This is a genomic window from Methylobacterium radiodurans (assembly GCF_003173735.1).
Classification (GTDB): Bacteria; Pseudomonadota; Alphaproteobacteria; order Rhizobiales; family Beijerinckiaceae; genus Methylobacterium; species Methylobacterium radiodurans.
Genome location: NZ_CP029551.1, coordinates 2,759,570 through 2,773,875, shown reverse-complemented (window position 1 = coordinate 2,773,875; position 14,306 = coordinate 2,759,570). Strand labels below are relative to the sequence as shown.

At 71.4% G+C, this 14,306-nt stretch carries 17 protein-coding genes; 3 read left to right on the top strand and 14 right to left on the bottom strand.

Features of this window, described 5'->3' with window-relative positions; all coding sequences use genetic code 11:
• Positions 1-3 precede the first annotated feature (3 nt).
• The 4 genes from DK427_RS12840 to DK427_RS12825 all read right to left on the bottom strand — a co-directional run bounded on the left by DK427_RS12840 (position 4) and on the right by DK427_RS12825 (position 2,336).
• The gene (locus tag DK427_RS12840) at positions 4-1,137 is read right to left on the bottom strand and encodes a hypothetical protein (RefSeq protein WP_109951605.1); all 1,134 of its coding nucleotides are present in this window, start codon (positions 1,135-1,137) and stop codon (positions 4-6) included.
• 20 nt (positions 1,138-1,157) lie between these two features.
• Positions 1,158-1,781, bottom strand: coding sequence for a LysE family translocator (locus DK427_RS12835; protein ID WP_109951604.1), 624 nt, complete (start codon positions 1,779-1,781; stop codon positions 1,158-1,160).
• 103 nt (positions 1,782-1,884) lie between these two features.
• Entirely contained in the window at positions 1,885-2,061 is a 177-nt protein-coding gene (locus DK427_RS12830; RefSeq protein WP_109951603.1) for a DUF1328 domain-containing protein, read from the bottom strand.
• An 80-nt stretch (positions 2,062-2,141) separates the two neighbouring features.
• The gene (locus DK427_RS12825; protein ID WP_109951602.1) at positions 2,142-2,336 is read right to left on the bottom strand and encodes a CsbD family protein; all 195 of its coding nucleotides are present in this window, start codon (positions 2,334-2,336) and stop codon (positions 2,142-2,144) included.
• 128 nt (positions 2,337-2,464) lie between these two features.
• Between DK427_RS12825 and DK427_RS12820 the strand changes: the two genes are divergently transcribed.
• Complete coding sequence (locus DK427_RS12820) at positions 2,465-2,926, top strand: nucleoside deaminase (RefSeq protein ID WP_245930552.1); 462 nt, start codon at positions 2,465-2,467, stop codon at positions 2,924-2,926.
• 37 nt (positions 2,927-2,963) lie between these two features.
• Here DK427_RS12820 and DK427_RS12815 read toward each other — a convergent pair whose 3' ends face one another.
• From DK427_RS12815 to DK427_RS12770, 10 genes are all read right to left on the bottom strand, one after another.
• Positions 2,964-3,392 carry a helix-turn-helix domain-containing protein gene (locus tag DK427_RS12815; protein WP_109951600.1) on the bottom strand — a complete coding sequence of 143 codons (429 nt, stop codon included), beginning with the start codon at positions 3,390-3,392 and terminating at the stop codon, positions 2,964-2,966.
• A gap of 166 nt (positions 3,393-3,558) precedes the next feature.
• Positions 3,559-5,562, bottom strand: a complete 2,004-nt coding sequence (mutL, locus tag DK427_RS12810) for a DNA mismatch repair endonuclease MutL (RefSeq protein ID WP_109951599.1) — start codon at positions 5,560-5,562, stop codon at positions 3,559-3,561.
• Between the two features lie 77 nt (positions 5,563-5,639).
• Positions 5,640-6,026 (bottom strand): fluoride efflux transporter CrcB, encoded by a 387-nt coding sequence (crcB, locus tag DK427_RS12805; RefSeq protein WP_109951598.1) that lies wholly within the window; start codon positions 6,024-6,026, stop codon positions 5,640-5,642.
• Between the two features lie 121 nt (positions 6,027-6,147).
• On the bottom strand, positions 6,148-6,501 hold the full coding sequence (locus DK427_RS12800) for a hypothetical protein (RefSeq protein WP_109951597.1): 354 nt from the start codon (positions 6,499-6,501) through the stop codon (positions 6,148-6,150).
• A 590-nt stretch (positions 6,502-7,091) separates the two neighbouring features.
• Positions 7,092-8,078, bottom strand: coding sequence for a branched-chain amino acid ABC transporter permease (locus tag DK427_RS12795; protein WP_109951596.1), 987 nt, complete (start codon positions 8,076-8,078; stop codon positions 7,092-7,094).
• A gap of 22 nt (positions 8,079-8,100) precedes the next feature.
• Positions 8,101-8,988 carry a branched-chain amino acid ABC transporter permease gene (locus tag DK427_RS12790; RefSeq protein WP_109951595.1) on the bottom strand — a complete coding sequence of 296 codons (888 nt, stop codon included), beginning with the start codon at positions 8,986-8,988 and terminating at the stop codon, positions 8,101-8,103.
• 56 nt (positions 8,989-9,044) lie between these two features.
• A complete protein-coding gene (locus DK427_RS12785) occupies positions 9,045-10,250 on the bottom strand; it encodes an ABC transporter substrate-binding protein (protein WP_109951594.1) in 1,206 nt (401 codons plus the stop codon).
• Positions 10,251-10,311: 61 nt separating this feature from the next.
• The gene (locus DK427_RS12780; RefSeq protein WP_109951593.1) at positions 10,312-11,052 is read right to left on the bottom strand and encodes an ABC transporter ATP-binding protein; all 741 of its coding nucleotides are present in this window, start codon (positions 11,050-11,052) and stop codon (positions 10,312-10,314) included.
• A complete protein-coding gene (locus DK427_RS12775; protein WP_425452587.1) occupies positions 11,045-11,809 on the bottom strand; it encodes an ABC transporter ATP-binding protein in 765 nt (254 codons plus the stop codon). Before DK427_RS12775 ends, DK427_RS12780 begins: the two co-directional genes overlap by 8 nt.
• Positions 11,810-12,008: 199 nt before the next feature.
• The gene (locus DK427_RS12770) at positions 12,009-12,275 is read right to left on the bottom strand and encodes a hypothetical protein (RefSeq protein WP_109951592.1); all 267 of its coding nucleotides are present in this window, start codon (positions 12,273-12,275) and stop codon (positions 12,009-12,011) included.
• A gap of 225 nt (positions 12,276-12,500) precedes the next feature.
• On the opposite strand from DK427_RS12770, the gene DK427_RS12765 reads away from it, so the two are divergent.
• Both DK427_RS12765 and DK427_RS12760 read left to right on the top strand, forming a co-directional pair.
• The gene (locus DK427_RS12765; RefSeq protein ID WP_109954142.1) at positions 12,501-13,649 is read left to right on the top strand and encodes a DSD1 family PLP-dependent enzyme; all 1,149 of its coding nucleotides are present in this window, start codon (positions 12,501-12,503) and stop codon (positions 13,647-13,649) included.
• 196 nt (positions 13,650-13,845) lie between these two features.
• Complete coding sequence (locus DK427_RS12760) at positions 13,846-14,238, top strand: RidA family protein (protein WP_109951591.1); 393 nt, start codon at positions 13,846-13,848, stop codon at positions 14,236-14,238.
• Positions 14,239-14,306: the final 68 nt, after the last annotated feature.

The window sequence follows — 14,306 nt, the reverse complement described above, 5'->3', positions numbered from 1 at the left end:
GGGCTAGCCCCGCAGCCGCGCCAGCCAGAATCCGAGGCCGGCGCGGGGCCGGACGGCGGGCGCAGGTTCCTGGGGCGGCAGCGGTCCCTCGTCGAGGCGCCAGCCCGTCGACCAGAAGCGCTGGCCGCGGGGAGCGCGGGCGACGAGGCCGATCCGGATCCGCTCGCGCCCCTCCGGGATCCGCGCCGAGACCCAGATCCGCTGCCACGCGCCGCGCAGCGCGAGGTCTGCCCCGGCGCAGGCGAGCCGTTCGTAATCGATGGCCGCGAAGACCGCCTCGCCCGCGAAGCGCTCCGGCAGCCAGATCCAGGCCGAGAAGGTGTGGATCGGTCCGCGTGGCAGGGCGCGGGCGTCGCAATCCTGCCGGAACGAGGAGATGCCATCGCCCCGCGCGGCGTGGGCGCGCGTGCCCGAGAAGGCCCGGACGGGCCGGGCCGGGGGGCGCATCGGTTCCGGTGACAGCCCGCGCCAGAGCCGTTCGGCGCTGTCGCTGAGGAGGAGCCAGGGTTCGAGATCGACGTCCCAGGCCTCTTCCTGGGGGGCGAAGCGGCGGACGCTGCCCTGAAAAACGCCGTCGCCGACCCGGCGCACCGGCCCGGGCGCCCAGTCGGGTCCGGCCGCCGCGACGCGCAGCAGCGTCGAGGGGCCGTGGCGCCGGATCGCCCGGAGGAGCTGCCCGAGATCGGCCTCGGAATCCTCCGGCCCGACCTTGCGGACGAGGATCTTCGAGCCCGCGCCGAGTTCGTCGAGCATCCGCCGTTTCAGGTGGGCGACGCGGCCGTATTCCCGTTCCAGGAGCGCGGCCGGATCGACATCGCCGACCGTCCGCGCGGTGTTGGACCAGATGCCGTAGCGGCGGCTCGCGCAGTAATAGGTGCCGCTCGCCGCCTCGGCGAGGTGCAGGTCGCCCGGCGCGCCCAACTCCGCGAAGTCGGTATCCAACGCGTGGATCAGGTCCGGCAGCGGCGTGTAGGAGAAGCGCAGCAGACCCGAGGGCTCGGCGCCGCCGTAGCGCTGCACGAAGCCGAACTCGCAATTGCCGCCGAGGCTGCGGAAGGCGTGCAGGCGCGCGGCGATGTCGGCGCCCGGGTCCCGACCGTTCCCCGCGCCCGGCTTATCCGGGTCTTGCTGATCCACACGTGCGTCAAGGGCGCGGCTCACCGGTGCCCGCCGAGCAGCGCCGCGCCGAAGCCGAGGAAGATCGCCCCCGTGGCCCGGTCGAACAGGCGCCGCGCGCCCGGCCGGACCAGCAACCCGGCGATCCGTCGGCCGCCGACGCCGTAGACCCCGTACCAGAAAGCCTCCGCGGCCGCGAAGGTGAGGATGAGAACGAGGAATTGTGGCGCCTGGGAACGGGCCGGGTCGATGAATTGCGGCAGGAAGGCCGCCACGAACATCAGGAGCTTCGGGTTGCTCACCCCGATCAGGAACCCGCCGCGGAACAGCCCGGCGGGCGACGGCGCTCGGGCGAGCCCGGTGGCGGGGTCATGCGCTGCGCCCGCGCCGCGCCAAGCTCGAATTCCCGCCCAAGCGAGATAGGCGACGCCCGCGTAGCGCAGCACCTCGAAGAGCAGCGGCGAGGCCGCGAGCACCGCGCCGAGGCCGGCGGCGGCGGCGATCAGCACGAGGACGAGGCCTGAGAGGCAGCCAGCCATCGCGAACAGGCTCGGCCCGAGGCCGTAGCGCGCGCTACGGGTCATCACGTGAAGCATATTCGGGCCGGGCGTTCCCGAGAGCAGGAAGACCGCGCCGAGGAAGAGCCACCACGTCTGGAGCGTCATGCCGCCTGATAGCGCGGGCGCGGATCGGCCTCAATCGCGATCGCGCAAACGCAAGGAGGCGGCCCTGAGGGCCGCCTCCCGTGAAATGTCCCGGTTGTGGGGCTCAGAGCCTCGGCGCGCGGCCGCGGATCACGCCGAACACGGCGGAGATCAGGAACAGGGCGATCGCGACGAAGAACACGATCTTGGCCGCTTCCATGGCGGTGCCGGCGATGCCGCCGAAGCCGAGAAGCGCGGCAACGAGTGCGATGACGAGGAAGGTAACGGCCCAACCGATCATGGTAACCTCCGGAGCATTCTGTCAGGTTATTGTGCGGGATCGTGTCTTCGCGCCTGCCCGAAGGCGGCCGCGCAAATGTCTCAGAGCTTGCCGCCGACGGCGCTCTTGACCGTGTCCTTGGCTTCACCGACGCCGCGTTGGGTGGTGCCCTTCAGCTCCTGCGCCTTGCCTTCGGTCTTCAGGCGGTCGTTGTCGGTCGCGTTGCCGATGCCCTGCTTGGCGTTGCCGATCGCCTCGTTGATCGCGCCCTTGATCTTGTCGGTGGTGCTGCTCATGGCTTCATCCTCCGGATGATTGGATCGCGGCTTGGCCGCTTCGGGGACAGAACGGTGAGCTTGGGCGAAGTGTTCCACGAGCCGGTCAGGAAGGGATCGGAGCCCGAAGCGGCTCCCGGATCGGCACCGTGAGCGAGCTGCGTCCCGGCGCGGGCCCCCTCGATCTCGCTTTCGCGGCGGCGCGGCAGGCGGCCGAGGCCGGCGAGGTGCCGGTGGGTGCCGTCGTGGTGCGCGAGGGAGCGGTGCTGGCTGTCGCCCACAACCGACCCCGCGCCCTGCGCGATCCGACCGCCCACGCGGAGATCCTGGCGATCCGCGCCGCCTGCGCCGCGCTCGGGGACGAGCGGCTCACCGGCTGCGACCTCTACGTAACGCTGGAGCCCTGCCCGATGTGCGCCGGGGCGATCAGCTTCGCGCGGATCCGGCGCCTGTATTTCGGTGCCGCCGATCCGAAGGGCGGGGGCGTCGAGCACGGGCCGCGCGTGTTCGACCAGCCCACCTGCCACCACGCGCCGGAGGTCTACGGGGGCTTCCGCGAGCGCGAGGCGGCACAGTTGCTTCGGGACTTCTTCACACCGCGCCGGGGCTGATCGCGAGGCCCCTGCCGGACCGGCCGAAGCGGACCTCTCAGCGCCCGTCCTCGACGGGCTCGGCCCGGCGGCTGATGCGTGCGGCCGCCTTCACGAGCGTCAGGATCTCATCGCGCATCGCCGTGTCGGAGATCGCGTCGTAGGCCTGCAGCAGCGTCAGCGCTCCGTCCTGCTGCAGCATGTCGAGTTCGTTACGTCCGCGCGCCTCAGGCCCCGGATCGTCGGCGAAGAAGACCGAGACCGGCACGCCGAGCCGGTCGGCGATCGCGCGCAGGCGCCCGGCACCGATCCGATTCTTGCCGGCCTCGTATTTCTGCACCTGCTGGAAGCTGATGCCGAGGGCATCGGCCAGCATGGTCTGGCTCATGCCGCTGGCCGACCGCAGCAGCGCGACGCGGCTGCCGACGCTGTGATCCGCCTCTGTGGTCTGCTTCGGCTTCGCGCGCGGTTCGGGACTTTTGGTCATGGCGGAGTGGCGACCCTGAGGTGAGCGGAGCGCGAGGCTATCGGTCCGGAATACGGGATGCCGTCCAAGGCCTACCGGCCCGCGACCAGGGTGAGTGACCAACCTATATCAAGTCTTGCGCCAGCGCGCGAACCGGAACCTCCACGATCGCGGTCCGGCCACCCGGTCAGCGGCGGCCGAACAGGCGCTCGATGTCGTGCAGCGCCAGGGCGACGGAGGTCGGCCGGCCGTGGTTGCACTGGCCCGCATTCTCCGTCGCCTCCATCTCGCGCAGGAGCGCGTTCATCTCCTGCGGGCGCAGGCGCCGCCCGGCCCGGATCGAGCCGTGGCAGCTCATGCGGGAGAGGATCGCGTCGAGGCGCCGCCCGAGGGGGCCGGTCTCGGCGGCGGCCGCCCCGCCCTCCTCGTCGCCCCCGGCCTCCAGCGCGTCGAGGATGTCGGCGACGAGGGCCTTGAGCGAGGCGCCGCTGAGGATCGCCGGCACCTCCCGCACCAGGATCGCGCCCGGACCGAAGGCCTCGATCGTCAGCCCGAGGCGCTCCAGGTCCTTTCCCGCTGCGACGAGGCGCGCGGCCTCGTCGTGGCCGAGCTCCACCACCTCGGGGATCAGCAGGCCCTGGCGCGCGATGCCGCCCGCGCCTCGCTCGCGCTTCAGCCGCTCGTAGACGAGGCGCTCGTGGGCCGCGTGCTGGTCAACGATGACGATGCCGGTGCGGGTCTGGGCGAGGATGTAGGTTTCGTGGAGCTGCGCCCGTGCGGCACCGAGCGGGAAATCGAGGGCCTCCTCGCCCTCCGGACCCGGCTGGAAAGCGGCGGCTTCCGGTGCGAACTGAGGCGTAAGGTTCGGGTCGGGCGCATCAGCCGGTCCGGCCGGAAGCGGCTCGCGCGGGCCCGCGTCGAGCGGGAAAGGGTCGAGCTCGGCCTGCGCCCTCTCGCCGAAGCCGCCCGTCGGCAGGACGCGGCGCTGGCCCGCATAGCCGGGCGGCGCGGCGAAGGAGGGCGCCCGCGCGGGGCTGGCCGGCAGCGCCGTCTGGAACAGGCTGGGCGCGCTCTCCCCGCTGTAGCTGCGCAGCAGAGGTGCGGTGGGCGGGGACCGAACGTGAGCGGGCCGCAACGCCTCAAGGGCGCGAGCTGCGCCGGTCGTCGCCGTGCGGGCACCCGCGCGGCGCAGGGCGTCGTGGATCGCGCTGACCACGAGCGCCCGGACAAGCCCGGGATCGCGGAAGCGCACCTCGGTCTTGGCCGGGTGCACGTTGACGTCGACGAGCGCCGGGTCGCAGGCGATGACGAGGCCGAGCACCGGGTGCCGGTCGGAACTCATCGTGTCCGCGTAGGCGCCGCGCACGGCGCCGAGGAGCAGCCGGTCGCGCACCGGCCGGCCGTTGACGACGAGGTGGATGTGGTTAGCCGCGCCCCGGTGGAAGGTCGGCAGCCCGACATGGCCGGTGATGGCGAAGCCCTCGCGGGCGAGATCGACGGGCAGCGCGTTCGGGGCGAACTCGGCGCTTAGCACGCCCGCGAGCCGGCGCAGGCCCGCCGCCGGGCCCTCCCCCTCCTCGGCCGCCAGCACGAGGGGCGTGCCGCCCTCGCTGCGCAGGGTGAAGCGGATCCGCGGATGGGCCACCGCGAGGCGCCGCACGATCTCGGAGACGGCCGCACTCTCGGCCCGGTCAGATTTTAGGAACTTGAGCCGGGCCGGGGTCGCGGCGAACAGCTCCGTGACCTCGATCCGGGTGCCGCGCTGGGCGGGGGCGGGGCGCACCTCGCCCCGTCGGCCGGCATCCACCGTCAGGGTCGCGCCCTGCGCGGCGTCGGCCGTGCGCGCGGTGAGCGTGAGCCGCGAGACCGCTCCGATCGAGGGCAGCGCCTCGCCGCGGAAGCCCAGCGTGTCGATGCGAAAGAGGTCGCCGTCCGGCAGCTTCGAGGTGGCGTGGCGCTCGACCGCCAGCGCCAGATCCTCCGGCCCCATGCCGACCCCGTCGTCGACCACCCGGATCAGGCGGCGCCCGCCGCCCTCGATCGTCACCTCGATCGTCCGCGCGCCCGCATCGATGGCGTTCTCGACGAGCTCCTTCACCGCCGAGGCGGGGCGCTCCACCACCTCGCCCGCCGCGATGCGGTCGACGAGGATCGGGTCTAGGCGGCGGACCGGGCGGGAGAGGGCGGACATCGGAGCGGATTATAGCGCCGCCCGACCCCGGGTGCCACGCCGGGCGCCGCCTCGGTCCCCGCCACGCGCGCGGTCGCTCACGGCACGGCGAGCCAGGCCCGGCTGAGCGCGAGGCCGGCGACCAGCCCGGCGAGCCCGAGCCCGACCGAGGCCGCCACGTAGAGCATCGCCGCGCCGGTCTCGCCGCGCTCCCAGAGGGCGACGGTGTCGAGGGAGAAGGTGGAGAAGGTGGTGAAGCCGCCCAGGATCCCGGTGGTCAGGAACAGCCGCAGGGGCTGCGAGGCCTCGGCACGCAGGGCGAAGGCCCCGGCCACCACGCCCATCAGGAGGGAGCCGAGGATGTTGATCAGCACTGTCGCGAGGGGAAAGCCCAGCGCCGGCGCGAGGCGCGCCACCGCGAGGTTCACGCCGTGGCGTGCGCCGCCGCCCAGGCCGGCGCCGAGGATGACGAGAAGGGCGTTCATGGCGCGTGTCCGTGAGGCGGACCGGCCGGACCGGCCGGCGCGCCGCCTTACGGAATCGCCCGCGGGCCTGTCAAAGCGTGGCCAAGACGCACCCGGACCAACGTATTCGGACCCGCGCGGCTCAGGCCCGGCGCGCGGCCGGACCGCCGAGGCTGATCCGGCTGGCCCCGCGCTGGCCGTAGCTCGGCGGGCTGTAGGGCCGGCGCGAGAGGTCGTGCAGCATGTTGCCGACGAGGCCGGCGGCGCGCCGCAGCGTGGCGCCCTCGCAGGTCGCGGCGATGCGGATGCCGAGCTCGTGGGTGTGGCTGCGGCCGTAGAGGTAGACCGCGAGCCGTGCGCGGACGCCCTCGGGAATGCCCTCGACGATCGTGTCGAGGGATTCGGGCTCGGCACGAGCGATCAGACCGAGGGTCTCGGGCGGAACGGGGCAATCGCGAACGGGATCATCGACGCTGAGCGCGGGGGCTCGGTTCATGGCGGCACCCTGGAACGAATGGTTGACCGAATGTTGCCGCCGATCGGTTAACGAAAGGTAACCATCCGAGATCTCGCAAGGACAGTTGCGCGGCCGCTACAGTCTAAGCTTGGCCATTGGATGGATATGCACTGGGATCGCACAGCGACTGTGCTGACCTGCCGCAGGTGAAGGCAGTGTCGGCGCGATGGACGCGCAGGCGTAACCTGCGGCTGGGTGACCGGACATGCAGCGCCCGGGCAGAAATGCGGCGTCGGGCAGGTTGGCAACGCGGCATGGCGAAGCTTGTTCCGGAGTTCAGGCCTGATTCGTCCGCTCGTCGCGCGAGCGCCTGGGCGTCTGTCCCGCAGCCACGGATGTGCAGGCTCTCGATCCTTCGCGTGGAGGCTGTCGTATCAAACGCAGTGCGGAGGATGCGCTCCGCGCCAGCGGCAGCCGGTCGACCGGGCCGGCCGACGGGCGGCACTGTGGTCCGCGGCGCCGCCCGCAGGTATTCGAGGTCGGCGACGGGGCACGCGCGGCGTGGCGCCGCCGCGCGGGAAGAATGCCGTGGCGGCGCTCGTTGCCTTTTGGGGCGGCGCTGGCCGCGCCTAGAGCGGTCGGCCGAGTCGGCGCGCCAGGAGGCCCACGATGCCTTCGCGGAACAGCAGCACGCAGAGCACGAAGACGAGGCCCTGGATCACCGTCACCCAGGCCCCGAATGGGGCCAGGTAGGTCTCCATCGTGACGATCACCAGCGCGCCGATGATCGGGCCAAACACCGTTCCCATGCCGCCGACCAGGGTCATCAGCACCACCTCGCCCGACATGGTCCAGTGCACGTCGGTGAGCGAGGCCAGTTGGAACACGATCGCCTTGGTGGCGCCCGCCAACCCCGCGAGCGAGGCCGAGAGCACGAAGACCGCGAGCTTGTAGCGGTTGACCCGGTAGCCCAGCGAGATCGCCCGGGGCTCGTTGTCGCGGATCGCCTTCAAGACCTGCCCGAAGGGCGAGTGGATGATGCGGTAGATCGCCAGCATCCCGAGGAAGAACACCACCGCGACGAGGCCGTAGAGCACGCGGTCGTCCGCGAGGCTGACCAGACCGAAGAGCGCGCCGCGCGGCACAGCCTGGATGCCGTCCTCGCCGCCCGTGAAGGGCGCCTGCAGCGAGAAGAAGAACGCCATCTGGGCGAGCGCCAGGGTGATCATCGAGAAGTAGATGCCCTGCCGCCGGATCGCGAGCGCGCCGAAGGCGAGGCCGAGGAGGCCCGCCACCACGGTGCCGGCGAGGATCGCGAGTTCGGGCGTCAGGCCCCAGTGCTTGGCCGCGTTGGCCGAGACGTAGCTCGCCATGCCGAAATAGGCGGCGTGGCCGAAGGACAGCAGGCCGCCGTATCCGAGGAGCAGGTTGAAGGCGAGTGCGAACAGCCCGAAGCACAGCACCTTCATCAGGAAGACGGGGTAGAGCACCAAGGGCGCCAGCGCGAGGGCGACCGCGAGCCCCATGAAGACGCGCCGGTGGAGCGCCCGGTCGTCCCGGGTCTCGCGCGGGGCCGCCGCGATCGGAGTGGCGGCGAGGCTGGCGGTGTCGGCCATGGGGATTCTCCTTCGACCGCGCTCAGGCCGTGCGGCCGAACAGGCCGGCGGGCTTCACGAGCAGCACCAGCACCATGATGACGAAGATCACGGTGGCCGACCCCTGCGGGTAGAACACCTTGGTCAGGCCCTCGACGAGACCGAGCGCGAAGCCGGTGATCACCGAGCCGAGGATCGAGCCCATGCCGCCGATCACCACCACGGCGAAGACCACGATGATGATGTCGGCGCCCATGTTCGGGTTGACCGAGTAGATCGGCGCCGCGAGCACGCCCGCGAAGCCGGCGAGCGCCACGCCGAAGCCGTAGGTGAGCGTGAGGAAGAGCGGCACGTTCACGCCGAAGGCCTGGACCAGCGTCGGGTTCTCGGTCGCGGCGCGCAGGTAAGCGCCGAGCTTGGTCTTCTCGATGACGAGCCATGTGGCGATGCACACGGTGAGCGAGGCGACCACCACCCAGGCCCGGTAGTTCGGCAGGAACATGAAGGGCAGGCGCTGGCCGCCCGACAGCTCGGCCGGGATCGCGTAGGGGAGCCCGGAGACGCCGTACTGGTTGCGGAACAGGCCCTGGATGATCAGCGCCAGCCCGAAGGTGAGGAGCAGCCCGTAGAGATGGTCGAGCTTGTACAGACGCGCGATCAGGAGCCGCTCGAGCAGGATGCCGAACAGGCCCACCACCAGCGGCGCCAGTCCCAGCGCCCACCAGTAGCCGAGGCCCAGATAGGTCAGCAGCATCCAGGCCACGAAGGCGCCCATCATGTAGAGGGCGCCGTGGGCGAAGTTGATGATGTTGAGCAGCCCGAAGATGATCGCGAGCCCGAGCGACAGGATCGCGTAGAACGAGCCGTTGATCAGCCCCAGCAGGAGCTGGCCGAACAGGGCCTGGGTCGGCACGCCGAAGATCGTCGTCATGGTGGCTCACGCGTCCGTGCGGCGCCCCGCCCGGTGCCGGGCGGGGCCGGGGGAGATCAGCCCTTCACCAGCGGGCAGCCGCCCTCGCCCAGCGGTCGGAAGACCTCGTTGCCGGGGATGGTGGCCAGCGTCTTGTAGAGGTCCCACTCGCCCTTCGACTCTGCGGGCTTCTTGACCTCGAACAGGTACATGTCGTGGATCTTGCGCCCGTCCGCGCGGATCGTGCCCTTGCCGAAGAGCGGGTCGTCGGTGGGCATATCCTTCATCTTGGCGACCACCTTCGCGCCGTCCTTGGCCTCGCCCTTCAGCGCCGCCACCGCCTTGAGGTAGTGGATCGTGCCGGCGTAGACGCCCGCGTGGTTGGCGGTGGGCTTGCGGCCCTTCATCTGCTGGGAGAAGCGCTCCGAGAAGGCGCGGGTGCCGTCGTTGAGGTCCCAGTAGAACGGCTCGGTCAGCACCAGCCCCTGCGCCACCTTGGTGCCGAGCGCGTGCACCTCCGAGGAGAAGACGAGGAGGCCGGCGAGCGCCTGGCCGCCCCCAGTGATGCCGAACTCGCCCGCCTGCTTGATCGCGTTGATGGTGTCGCCGCCGGCATTGGCCAGCCCGATCACCTTGGCGCCCGAGCCCTGCGCCTGGAGCAGGAAGGAGGAGAAGTCGGCGGTCGGGAACGGCGTCTTGACCGAGCCCACCACCTTGCCGCCGTTCTTGGTGACGACCGCGGCGGTGTCGCGCTGCAGCGTCTGGCCGAAGACGTAGTCGGCGGTGAGGAAGAACCACGTGTCGCCGCCGCGCTTCACCATGGCGCCGCCGGTGCCGTTGGCGAGCGCCACCGTGTCGTAGACCCAGTGCACGGTGTTGGGCGTGCATTGCGGCCCGGTGAGGTCGGCGGTGCCGGCCCCCGAATCGATCAGGACCTTGTTCTTCTCGCGGGTGACTTGGTTCACCGCGAGCGCCACCGAGGAGGTGACGCCGTCCACGATCACGTCCACGCCGTCGCGATCGTACCATTGCCGGGCGATGGCCGCGCCGACGTCCGGCTTGTTCTGGTGGTCGGCGGAGACCACCTCGACCTTCACGCTCGGGTCGATCTTAGCGAAGTCCTCCACCGCCAGGCGGGCGGCCACCACCGAGCCCTCACCGCTGATGTCGGTGTAGACGCCGGAGCGGTCGCCGAGCACGCCGACCTTCACGGCGGTCTGCGCGTGCGCCGCGCCCATGGTCAGGGCACCGAGCGCGCTCGCGAGCAGAACGGATCTCAGCATCTGTCGTCGTCCTTCCTGAGGCGGGCGGGTGGCCCGGCAGCGCGGTTCGGTTGTGCGGATCTCAGACGCCCAGATAGGCGTGCAGCTTGTCGATGTTGGCGTCGAGATCCGCGTTCGGGATCATGTCCACGACGCGGCCCTGCTCGACCACGTAGTGGCGGTCGGCGAGCGTCTGGGCGAAGCGGAAGTTCTGCTCGACCAGCACGATGGTGTAGCCGTCCGCCTTCAGCTTCAGGATCGTGCGGCCGATCTGCTGGACGATGACGGGGGCGAGGCCCTCGGTCGGCTCGTCGAGGAGGATCAGCTTGGCGCCGGTCCGCAGGATGCGGCCGATGGCCAGCATCTGCTGCTCGCCGCCCGAGAGCTTGGTGCCCTGGCTCCCCGCCCGCTCCTTGAGGTTGGGGAAGAGCGCGTGAATCTCGGCCACCGACATGCCGCCGGGCTTCACCTTCGGCGGCAGCATCAGGTTCTCCTGCACGGTGAGGCTCGCGAAGATGCCGCGCTCCTCGGGCACGTAGCCGATGCCGAGCCGGGCGATCGAGCGGGACGGCATCCCGATCGTCTCGACGCCCTCGTAGGTGATCGAGCCGGCGCGCCGGCCCAGGATGCCGATGATGGCGCGAAGCGTCGTGGTCTTGCCCGCGCCGTTGCGGCCGAGCAGGGTCACCACCTCGCCGGCCCGCACGTCGAGATCGACGCCGTGCAGGACGTGGCTCTCGCCGTACCAGCCCTCCAGGCCGCGCACGGCGAGCAGCGGGGCGGCCGAGGCCGCCGGGTTCGGGACGCGCGCCGCCTCAGGCATGACCGGATCCGATATAGGCCTCGACCACGCGGGGATCCTTCGAAACGCTGGCGTAGTCGCCCTCGGCCAGCACCTGGCCGCGCGCCAGCACGGTGATGCGGTCGGAGAGCGAGGCCACGACCGACAGGTTGTGCTCGACCATCAGGATGGTGCGGTCCTTGGCGATCCGCCGGATCAGAGCGGCGGTGCGGTCCACGTCCTCGTGGCCCATCCCGGCCATCGGCTCGTCGAGGAGCAGCATCTCCGGATCGAGCGCGAGCGTGGTGGCGATCTCCAGCGCCCGCTTGCGGCCGTAGGACAGCTCCGCCGCCTGCGTCTCGGCAAAGGACGAGAGGCCGACCGCCTCGACCAGTTCGAGCGCCTCGCCGTCGAGCGCCCGCAGCACCCGCTCGGGCCGCCAGAAATCGAATGAATCGCCGCGCCGCCTGCGCTGGAGCGCGATGCGCACGTTCTCCAGCACGCTCATGTGCGGAAATACGGCGGAGATCTGGAAGGAGCGCACCAGCCCGAGCCGGGCGACGTCGGCGGGTTTCATGCCGGTGATGTCCCGGTCCTTGTAGCGGATCGAGCCGGCGCTGGGCTGGAGGAACTTGGTGAGCAGGTTGAAGCAGGTCGTCTTGCCCGCCCCGTTCGGGCCGATCAGCGCGTGGATCGTGCCGCGCACGACCGCGAGGTTCACGCCGCTGACGGCGCGGAAGCCCTTGAACTCCTTCGTCAGGCCGCTCGTCGCCAGGATGACGTCCTGTGCCAAACGCATCCCTCCCATGTGATTTCGGGGGAGGTTTACCGTTCGGGCACGGCCCGCGTCCACCGCATTTCGAATTCAGCCGGGGACAAAGCTCGGGCGCTGACAACGCCCGCGGTTGCGCCGCGCGTTCCGCGGATCGGGCCCGGTGACCGGGCGCGTAAGAGGCGGGGCTCGCGCCCCGCCCTCGTCATCGATCCGAGATCCGCATTCAGAAGGCCGGGCCGCCGGAGGTCTGGCCGTACTGCTGGACCGGGAAGTTCTGCTGGTTGGCGTTGCCGGCCTTGGCCGAGCTCACCGCGCCCCAGCCGTCACGGACCTGCGGCCGGGCGACGGTGATCGAGCCCGTGGTGAGGTCGTCGTAGGCGGTCACCGGCGCGCGCTCCGCGTGCGGCCAGTTGCCGGCCTGAGCGAACGCGGCCGGGGCGGCCAGGCTCAGAGTAATCGCGACGGCGGCGGTGGCGAAACGGTTGGTCATCGTCAGTATCGAGTCTCTATTTTGCGGCCTCCGCCCAACGCGGAAGCTTCCTGCTTCCGCATCCGGTGGCCTTTGTTCTTGCACGAGACAGAGGTGGGTGCGCTCCCTCCGGCCCGACGTGTGGACGAGCACACGGCCGATCCGCGGATTGACCGGGCTGGCGCCGCCGGGAGCGAGCGCGTATCCGGGAGCGGCTTCGGCGAAGGAGTGCGGACGGTGACGATCATGGCGGCGGAGGGAACCGGACTCGAGGCGCTCGGCACGCCTTGCCTTCTCCTCGACGAGGCCCGGCTGCGGGCGAACGTCGCGCGGATGCGCGCCCGCCTCACCGCGCTCGGCGTGGCGTTCCGGCCGCACCTGAAGACCGCGAAGTCGCGCGAGGTCGCCGAGATCGCGATGACGGCGCCGGAGGGCCCCGCCATCGTCTCGACCCTGCGCGAGGCGGAGTATTTCTGCGAGGCCGGGCTGCGCGACGTGGTTTACGGCGTCGGCATCGCGCCGGACAAGCTCGACCGCGTCGCCGCGATCCGGGCGGGCGGCGCCGATCTCGCGGTGATCCTCGACTCCCCCGAGCAGGCCGACGCGGTCGCCGAACATGCCGACCGCAGCGGCGACCCCCTCCCAGTCCTGATCGAGGTCGACGCGGACGGGCACCGCTCCGGCGTCGCGCCGGGCGACGCGGATCTGCTCGTCGCGATCGGGCGCCGGCTCGTGGCGGGCGGGGCGTCCTTGCGCGGCGTGCTGCTCCACGCGGGCGACAGCTACGCCCTGAGCGACCCGGAGGCGCTCGCAGCGGCCGCCGAGGCCGAGCGCGTCGCCGCGGTCACGGCGGCCGACATCTTGCGCGCGGCGGGGCTGCCCTGCCCGGTGGTCAGCGTCGGCTCGACGCCGACCGCGCGCTTCGCCCGGGATCTCACCGGGATCACCGAGGTGCGGGCCGGGGTCTTCATGTTCGGCGACCTGTTCCAGGCGGGCGTCGGCGCGGTCGAGCCCGAGGACATCGCGCTGAGCGTGCTCGCGACCGTCATCGGCCATCAGCGGCGGAAGGGCTGGATCATCACGGATGCCGGCTGGATGGCGCTCTCGCGCGACCGCGGCACGGCGCGACAGGCGGTCGACCAGGGCTACGGCGTGGTCTGCGATCTCGATGGCAGACCCTTTCCGGACCTGATCGTGGCCGACGCCAACCAAGAGCACGGCATCGTGGCGCTGCGCCGTGGCTCGGGGGCCGCGCTGCCGGATCTGCCGATCGGCGCGCGCCTGCGCATCCTGCCGAACCACGCCTGCGCGACGGGCGCGCAGCACGAAAGCTACCACGTCCTCGACGGCGCCGGCCGCGTCGCGAAGGTCTGGCCGCGCATCAACGGGTGGTGAAGGACCCGGACCGCGACAGGCTCTCCTTTCCCTGCGGGCTATCGTATTCGCACGTCCCTGGCGCCCCTCTCCCGCGCTCTCCCTCCCCCCTCTGCGGGGGAGGACGCGGAGCCCACATTCCCGCCGCAGATCCGGTAATCAAGAGGGAGAAGGGACCCGCGCCCTTCCGGCTATCGCAGAGGAGCACACGGAGCCCATGACCGATCCGATCGAGCGCATCGCCACCGCCGCCGTGCCGACGCCCGCCGGGCACTACTCGCAGGGGACCGCGTGGCGCGACCTCGTCTTCGTCTCCGGGCAGCTCGGGCCGCGCCCCGACGGCACGCACACCTCCACTGAACCCTTCGAGACCCAGGTGCGGCAGGCGCTCGCCAACCTCCTGGCCATCCTGGCGGAGGCCGGCTGCGGGCCTGAGCGGGTGCTGCGCGTCACCGCCTATCTGGTGGGCGTCGAGAACTGGCCGCACTTCAACCGGATCTACGCCGAGGTCTTCGGTGACGCGAAGCCGGCCCGCACCGTCGTTCCGGTGCCGGCGCTGAACCACGGCTACCTCGTGGAGATAGAGGCGATCGCGGCCCGGCCCGAATAACGCCCGGCCCGACCGACCCGGCGGGTGCATTGATCCGGCGCATTGACGCTCGCGGGGCGGGATGGGAA